Origin of the sequence: Pseudomonas wayambapalatensis (genome assembly GCF_049942315.1) — a bacterium.
GTDB lineage: Bacteria > Pseudomonadota > Gammaproteobacteria > Pseudomonadales > Pseudomonadaceae > Aquipseudomonas > Aquipseudomonas wayambapalatensis.
In genome coordinates, this window is sequence record NZ_JBNFMU010000034.1 from 1 (window position 1) to 7820 (window position 7820).

At 64.7% G+C, this 7820-nt stretch carries 6 protein-coding genes; 4 read left to right on the top strand and 2 right to left on the bottom strand.

Annotated features, from left to right (window positions below; genetic code table 11):
* Positions 1 to 130 precede the first annotated feature (130 nt).
* Together ACPZMI_RS00715 and ompR are read right to left on the bottom strand one after the other, a co-directional pair.
* Complete coding sequence (locus tag ACPZMI_RS00715) at positions 131 to 1444, bottom strand: ATP-binding protein (protein ID WP_186667423.1); 1314 nt, start codon at positions 1442 to 1444, stop codon at positions 131 to 133.
* Positions 1445 to 1542: 98 nt separating this feature from the next.
* Positions 1543 to 2283: an osmolarity response regulator transcription factor OmpR gene (gene ompR / locus ACPZMI_RS00720; RefSeq protein WP_186667422.1), complete on the bottom strand. Its 741-nt coding sequence runs from the start codon at positions 2281 to 2283 to the stop codon at positions 1543 to 1545.
* Positions 2284 to 2511: 228 nt separating this feature from the next.
* Here ompR and ACPZMI_RS00725 point away from each other — a divergent pair, with 228 nt between their 5' ends.
* The 4 genes from ACPZMI_RS00725 to ACPZMI_RS00740 all read left to right on the top strand — a co-directional run bounded on the left by ACPZMI_RS00725 (position 2512) and on the right by ACPZMI_RS00740 (position 7700).
* Complete coding sequence (locus ACPZMI_RS00725) at positions 2512 to 4836, top strand: Tex family protein (protein ID WP_426351470.1); 2325 nt, start codon at positions 2512 to 2514, stop codon at positions 4834 to 4836.
* Positions 4836 to 5219, top strand: a complete 384-nt coding sequence (locus tag ACPZMI_RS00730) for a PaaI family thioesterase (RefSeq protein WP_186667420.1) — start codon at positions 4836 to 4838, stop codon at positions 5217 to 5219. The genes ACPZMI_RS00725 and ACPZMI_RS00730 overlap by 1 nt, the downstream gene beginning before the upstream one ends.
* A 271-nt stretch (positions 5220 to 5490) precedes the next feature.
* Positions 5491 to 7068 (top strand): glutamate--cysteine ligase, encoded by a 1578-nt coding sequence (gene gshA, locus ACPZMI_RS00735; RefSeq protein ID WP_186710730.1) that lies wholly within the window; start codon positions 5491 to 5493, stop codon positions 7066 to 7068.
* Positions 7068 to 7700 (top strand): TetR/AcrR family transcriptional regulator, encoded by a 633-nt coding sequence (locus ACPZMI_RS00740; protein ID WP_426351471.1) that lies wholly within the window; start codon positions 7068 to 7070, stop codon positions 7698 to 7700. Before gshA ends, ACPZMI_RS00740 begins: the two co-directional genes overlap by 1 nt.
* Positions 7701 to 7820 lie beyond the last annotated feature (120 nt).

A 7820-nucleotide genomic window follows, 5' to 3' on the forward strand; every position in this document is an offset into this window, starting at 1 on the left:
TTTTTGCTTTTCCGATCTATAAAACATTGGGAGAAAAGGGGGGGGAAAAACAAGACGAGGACAAGGGAAGGGGGTTGGTGGGAAACTTTGGTGTCCTTTTTGTGGCTACCCAAGAAGAGCCCCCAGAACCTCACACCGCATCGCGCGGCAGCAACAACCCCAGCGGCAGGCGCACCCGCGCCTCGATCCCGCCACCGGAGCGGTTGCGCAACTCGACATTGCCGCCATGCTGGGCGGCGATACGTTTGACGATCGCCAAGCCCAGCCCGGTGCCCTTGCCCCCACGCGCGCGGTCGCCGCGAATGAACGGGTTGAAGATGGTCTCCAGTTCCGATTCGTCGATCCCCGTGCCCCGGTCGAGTACGCTGAGCACCACATACGGCGCGCCCTGCTCACCTGATACATAAGCCGCCACCTCGACGCCCTTGCCCGCATGGTGCAGGGCATTGCCGATCAGATTGCCCAGCATGCGCTTGAGCGATACACGTCGTAGCGGGAAGGGTGGAATAGGCTCCAGGCACAGGCGCACGCGCTCTTCGGGCTGGTTATAAGGCGCCACCACCTCGCGAATCAGATAACCCAGGTCGACTTCTTCCACCGGCTCGTCGCGGCCATCGCGGATGAAGGCCAGGAACTGGTCGAGAATGGCGTCCATGTCTTCGATGTCGCGCACCATGTCGTCGCTGAGCTCGCTTTCGTTACCCATCAGCGACAGCGACAGCCGTAGCCGGGTCAGGGGCGTGCGCAGGTCGTGGGAGACCCCCGCCAGCATCAGCTCGCGCTCGCGCCCGGCCTGCTCGACATCCTCGGCCATCTGGTTGAACGCTCGGTACACCTCGGTCATCTCGCTGGGCGTATCGCTGATGGGCAGGCGTACGCTGCGCCCCTGCCCGAGCTGGCGGGCAGCGAACACCAGGCGCTTGAGCGGCTGGTTGAGCTGGCGCACGAAGATCCAGGCCGACGCGGTGGACAGCAGGCCGATGGCCAGGAACCAACCGAGCACGTTCCAGATCTTCTGCCCCCGCAACGGGTGCGGGTACAACGGCACCTTCAACCAACCCGGCCCCAGGCTCGGCGCATTGACCCACAGTGCCGGCGGCGCGTGGATGCGCAGGCGCACCTCGGTATCCTCGCCCAGCTCGGCCTGCATCTGGCGCTGGTAGATCTCGCTGTACGGCCAGTGCTGCTCACCCTCAGGAACACCCGAGCCGGTCACGCGGATCAGCCCGGCCGCCTCGGCGATCTGGTCCCGGTTCTCTTCATCGGCCGCCCAATAGGCACGCAAGGTCAGCGCCACACCGTGGCTGTACTGGCGGTCGACCAGCACATCCTCGTTCATCAGCAGGTACACCAGCGTCAGCGCCTTGGAAAACAGGACGACGATCAGCACCAGCCACAGGGTGCGGGCGAAGAAGCTTTGCGGAAACCAGAGAGGCGTTTTCATTGGCGACGATTACTGCACGGCGGGGACAAGCATGGCGGGGACCACAGACGAAAACAGGGCGACCCTTGCGGGCCGCCCTGCCGTGTCATGGCAGCGGTTCATTTACCGGCATTTCCGTCCGGCACGAAGACATAACCCACACCCCAGACCGTCTGGATGTAGCGAGGCTTCGATGGATCGGGTTCGATCATCCGGCGCAGGCGCGAGATCTGCACGTCGATTGAGCGCTCAAGGGCATCCCACTCGCGGCCACGGGCCAGGTTCATCAGCTTGTCACGGGTCAGCGGTTCGCGAGCATGCATGACCAGTGCCTTGAGCACGGCGAACTCACCGGTGGTGAGCATGTGCACTTCATCGCCGCGCTTGAGTTCGCGGGTGGCCAGCGACAGTTCGTAGTCGCCGAAGGTGACGGTCTCTTCCTCGCTGCCCGGAGCGCCAGGAACGCTCGGGACCTGGCGCCGCAGCACGGCCTTGACCCGCGCGACCAGCTCGTCGGGGTTGAACGGCTTGGCGAGATAATCGTCAGCGCCCAGCTCGAGGCCCTTGATGCGGCTGAGCTCGTCGCCCTTGGCGGTGAGCATGATGATCGGGATCTGGTTGTTCGCCGCGCGCAGGCGGCGGCAGGCGGAGAGGCCGTCTTCACCCGGCAGCATGAGGTCGAGCACCACCAGGTTGAACACTTCGCGGGCCAGCAGGCGGTCCATCTGCTCGACGTTCGGCACGGCGCGGGCACGGAAGCCCTTGCTGGTGAAGAAACGTTCCAGCAGGCTGCTCAGCCCTGGATCGTCGTCAACGATGAGAATCTTTTCGCCTTCAGCAATGTTTGCGGTGCTGGTCATCAATAACTCCTCTGATATCGCGGCGCATTATGGCGTAGCCATTGCGATGCGTGCCGTGTGCATTGTTAGCAGATTTTTCCCCGGGTGCCACTTCCCGCACCAGGAGCATGGCCAAGCGCCATCACCGCAAGCCGGACGCGATGGGTATAATGCGCGGCTTTCATCCAGTGCCGCCGGGCCTGAACCCCCACTGCGGCCCTAGTATTCACTATTTGTCAGGTGGTTCTCATGGACAGCATCAACAGCCGTATCGCCGAGGAACTGGGCGTGCGCCCACAGCAGGTCGAGGCGGCCGTGGGCCTGTTGGACGAAGGCTCGACCGTGCCCTTCATCGCCCGTTACCGCAAGGAAGTGACCGGCAGCCTGGAGGATACGCAACTGCGCCACCTGGAAGAGCGCCTGCGTTACCTGCGTGAACTCGACGAGCGCCGCGCCAGCATCCTGGCCAGCATCGAGGAGCAGGGCAAGCTGACCCCGGAACTGGCCCGCGAGATCAAGCTCGCCGACACCAAGACCCGCCTCGAAGACCTCTACCTGCCCTACAAGCAAAAGCGCCGCACCAAGGGCCAGATTGCCCTGGAAGCCGGCCTGGGCGAACTGGCCGACGGCCTGTTCGACGACCCGCAGCGCGACCCTGAAAGCGAAGCCGCGCGCTTTGTCGACGCCGACAAAGGCGTCGCCGACGTCAAGGCCGCCCTCGAAGGCGCCAAGTACATCCTCATGGAGCGCTTCGCCGAAGACGCCGCCCTGCTCGAAAAGCTGCGCGGTTTCCTCAAGCAGGAGGCAGTGCTCACCGCGCGCGTGGTACCGGGCAAGGAAGAGGAAGGCGCCAAGTTCCGCGACTACTTCGCCCATGACGAACTGCTGCGCAACGCCCCGTCGCACCGCGCCCTGGCGATCTTCCGCGGTCGCAACGAAGGCGTGCTGAGCGCTTCGCTCAAGGTCGGCGAGGAGCTGCCGGGCACCCTGCACCCGTGCGAGCTGATGATCGCCAGCCACGTTGGCATCGAGAACCGCAGCCGCCCGGCCGACAAATGGCTGGGCGAGGTGGTGCGCTGGACCTGGAAGGTCAAGCTCTACACTCACCTGGAAACCGACCTGTTCGGCGAGCTGCGCGACAACGCCGAAGGCGAGGCGATCAACGTCTTCGCCCACAACCTGCACGACCTGCTGCTGGCCGCCCCGGCCGGCCCGCGTGCCACCCTGGGCTTCGACCCCGGCCTGCGCACCGGCTGCAAGGTCGCGGTGGTCGATGCCACCGGCAAGCTGCTGGACTACACCACCGTCTACCCGCACGCGCCAAAAAACGACTGGGACCGCACCATCTCCGTGCTCGCCGCCCTGTGCGCCAAGCATTCGGTGGAGCTGATCGCCATCGGCAACGGCACCGCCAGCCGCGAAAGCGACAAGCTGATCGGTGACCTGGTGAAAAAATACCCGGCGCTGAAGATCACCAAGGTCATGGTCTCCGAAGCAGGCGCCTCGGTGTACTCCGCGTCCGAACTGGCTGCCCGCGAATTCCCGGATCTCGACGTCTCGATCCGCGGCGCGGTGTCGATCGCCCGCCGCCTGCAGGATCCGCTGGCCGAACTGGTGAAGATCGATCCGAAGTCCATCGGGGTGGGTCAGTACCAGCACGATGTGTCGCAGGTGAAACTGGCGCGCGGCCTGGACGCGGTGGTCGAGGACTGCGTGAACGCCGTGGGCGTGGACGTCAACACCGCCTCGGTGGCCTTGCTGACCCGTATCTCCGGCCTGAACGCCACACTGGCACAGAACATCGTCGCCCACCGCGACGCCAACGGCCCGTTCGCCACCCGGGCGGCGCTGAAGAAGGTCAGCCGCCTCGGCGAGAAGACCTTCGAGCAGGCCGCAGGCTTCCTGCGCGTGATGAACGGCGACAACCCGCTGGACGCCTCTGCCGTGCACCCCGAAGCCTACCCACTGGTGCAACGTATCGCCGCCGACACCGACCGCGACATCCGCTCGCTGATCGGCGACAGCAGCTTCCTCAAGCGCCTCGACCCGAAGAAATTCACCGACGAATCCTTCGGCCTGCCGACCGTCACCGACATCCTCCAGGAGCTGGACAAGCCTGGCCGCGACCCGCGCCCTGAGTTCAAGACCGCCACCTTCCAGGATGGCGTCGAGGACCTCAAGGACCTGGAGCCCGGCATGATCCTCGAAGGCGTGGTGACCAACGTCACCAACTTCGGTGCCTTCGTCGACATCGGCGTGCACCAGGATGGTCTGGTGCACATCTCGGCGCTGTCGGAGAAGTTCGTCAAGGATCCGCGCGAGGCGGTCAAGGCCGGCGACGTGGTCAAGGTCAAGGTCATGGAAGTGGATATCCCACGCAAGCGCGTCGGCCTGTCCATGCGCATGAGCGACACCCCCGGCGAGAAGGTCGAAGGCAACCGTGGCGGCGCACGCGGCAACGGCGGCAACCGTTCGCAGCAGGCACCACGCCCACGCGAGACAGCCACCGCCGCACCGGCCAACAACGCCATGGCCGCGCTGTTCGCCAACGCCAAGCAGTTGAAGAAGAAGTGATGGACGTCCCGAAGGAATACGTCGAAAGCGCCTTCAGCCAGCTTCTGGGCTGCCGCCTGCAACGCCTGGACACAGGCGTTGCCGAGGTGGTCCTGCCGCTGGAACCGCACTTGCGCAACCGTGGCCAGAAACTGCACGGTGGGGCGATCTTCAGCCTGGTGGACATCGCCATGGGCCTGGCCTGTTCGGCCAGCCATGGCTTCGACCAGCAGAGCGTGACCATCGAGTGCAAGATCAACTACATGCGCGCTGTCAGCGATGGCGAAGTGCTGTGCACCGCCCGGGTGATACACGCCGGGCGGCGTACGCTGGTGGTCGACGCCGACGTGCTCCAGGGCGACAAACTGGTGGCCAAGGCACAGGGAACCTTCGCGGTTCTCTAGCTGCCCGAGTGATAACTGCGGTATTTTTGCCGGTATTGGTCGGGCGCTGTCACTGACCCTATCGCGTGACAAGCCCGCTCACACAGGTGCCTCGGTGCTTTTGTGGGAGCGGGCTTGTCACGCGATGGGCTCGGCAAGGCCCCGAAGTATCTGCGCTACCAGCACCGGAACCGCGTAAACCAGGCGACAACGCCAGTTCCTTTGTCCCTACCCTTGTAGACCGTCATTTCTACCCCCATATTGGGGCGACTGACGCGTGAAGGAATCCATCTTGAGCGACCTCCTCAATCGCCGCCTGAGCTTGCTCGGCGCCAATCTCTCCCTGCTCAAGCAGTGCCTGCACGGCATTGAGCGCGAATGCCTGCGAGTAACCGACGAAGGTCGGCTGGCCCAGACCCCACACCCCGAAGCCCTGGGTTCGGCACTGACCAACGAGCAGATCACCACCGATTACTCCGAATCGCTGCTGGAGTTCATCACCCCGGCCCTGGCTGATCCGGCCAAGGTGCTCGAGAACCTCGAGGAGATCCACCGTTTCGTCTACACCAAGCTCGGCGACGAATACCTGTGGAGCCCGTCGATGCCGTGCGCGCTGCCCGCCGAGGAAGACATCCCGATCGCCGAGTACGGCAGCTCCAACATCGGCAAGCTCAAGCACGTGTACCGCAAGGGCCTGGCCCTGCGCTACGGCCGCACCATGCAGTGCATCGCCGGCATCCACTACAACTTCTCGCTGCCCGAGGCCCTCTGGCCCCTGCTGCGTGAAGCGGAAGGCAGCGAGCAGGACGACCGTGACTATCAGTCGTCGGCCTACATTGCGCTGATCCGCAACTTCCGCCGCTACAGCTGGCTGCTGATGTACCTGTTCGGCGCCTCGCCAGCACTGGACAAAGGCTTCCTGCGCGGCCGCCCGCACCAGCTCGAAGAGCTGGATGCCAACACCCTCTACCTGCCCTACGCCACTAGCCTGCGCATGAGCGACCTGGGTTACCAGAGCAACGCCCAGGCCGGCCTGACGCCCTGCTACAACAACCTGTCCAGCTACACCGACAGCCTGCGCAAGGCCGTTGGCACGCCTTACCCGCCCTATGTCGAAGTGGGTACGCACAAGGACGGCGAATGGGTGCAGTTGAACACCAACATCCTGCAGATCGAGAACGAGTACTACTCGAACATTCGCCCCAAGCGTGTCACCTACACCGGCGAACGTCCGATCCAGGCCCTGATCGCGCGCGGCGTGCAGTACGTCGAGGTGCGCTGCCTGGACATCAACCCCTTCCTGCCGGTGGGCATCGACCTGACCGAGGCTCGCTTCCTCGACGCCTTCCTGCTGTTCTGCGCGCTTGAGGACAGCCCATCGCTGGACAACGGCGAATGCGGCCAGTGCACCAGCAACTTCCTCACCGTAGTCAAGGAAGGCCGTCGCCCAGGCCTGGAGCTGCAGCGCGATGGTCAGCCGGTCGCCCTGCGCGAATGGGCCAGCGATCTGATCGCCCGCATCGGCCAGCTGGCCGGACTGCTTGACCAGGCGCAAGGTGGTGACGACCACGCCAAGGCCCTGGAGGCGCAGCAGGCCAAGGTCGACGACCCGGAGCTGACACCTTCTGCACAGGTCCTGGCGCGCATGACCGAGCACGAAGAAAGCTTCGTCGAATTCTCGCTGCGCCAGAGCAAGCTGCACGCCGAAACCTTCCGTGAGCAAGCGCTGCCTGGCGAGCGCCAGCAAGCCTTCGAAACACTCGCCCGCGACTCTCTGGCCGAACAGTCGCGCCTGGAGCAGCAGGAAGTCGGCGACTTCGACCTGTTCGTCGGTGCCTACCAGGCCAGCATCCTGGCGATCAGCAACTGATGAGCCGCACGCCCTCGTCACGCAAGCCCCGCGCCAGCAGCCAGGCCAGGATCGAAGCGATCCTGGCGGCGGCTCGCGAGCTGCTGGCGGGCGAGGGGGTAGCGGGGCTGTCGATCTACAGCGTGGCCGAACGGGCGCAGATCCCGCCGTCCTCGGTCTATCACTTCTTCGCCAGCGTTCCGGCGTTGCTCGAAGCCCTGACCGCCGACGTGCACCGCGCCTTTCGCGAGGCGCTGAGCGCGCCGATCGACAGCCACGCCTTCAGCACCTGGCAGGGTCTGTCACGCCTGGTCGAGCAACGCATGCTGGATATCTACAACCAGGACACTGCCGCCCGGCAGTTGATCCTCGCCCAGCATGGCCTGAGCGAAGTGGTCCAGGCCGACCGCCAGCACGACATGGAGCTGGGCGATTTGCTGCACAAGCTGTTCGACCGGCATTTCCTGCTGCCGGTGATGCCTGGGGACGTGGATGTGTTCGCCCTGGCAATGGAGCTGAGCGACCGGGTCTATGCCCGGTCGATACAGCTGCACGAGCAGATCACACCGCGCATGGCGGAGGAAGGCATGCGGGTGTTCGAGGCTTATCTGGGGCTGTATCTGCCGCCGTTCCTGGCCAAGCGCACAAGCTGAAATTGCCTTCGCGGGGAAGACCACCCCCCCCCCCTCCTCTGGGGGCGGGCTTTTCCCCCCCAACCCCCCCCCAACCCCGGAAGTGAAAACCACCCCAACCCCGTAGTTGTTACACCCTTG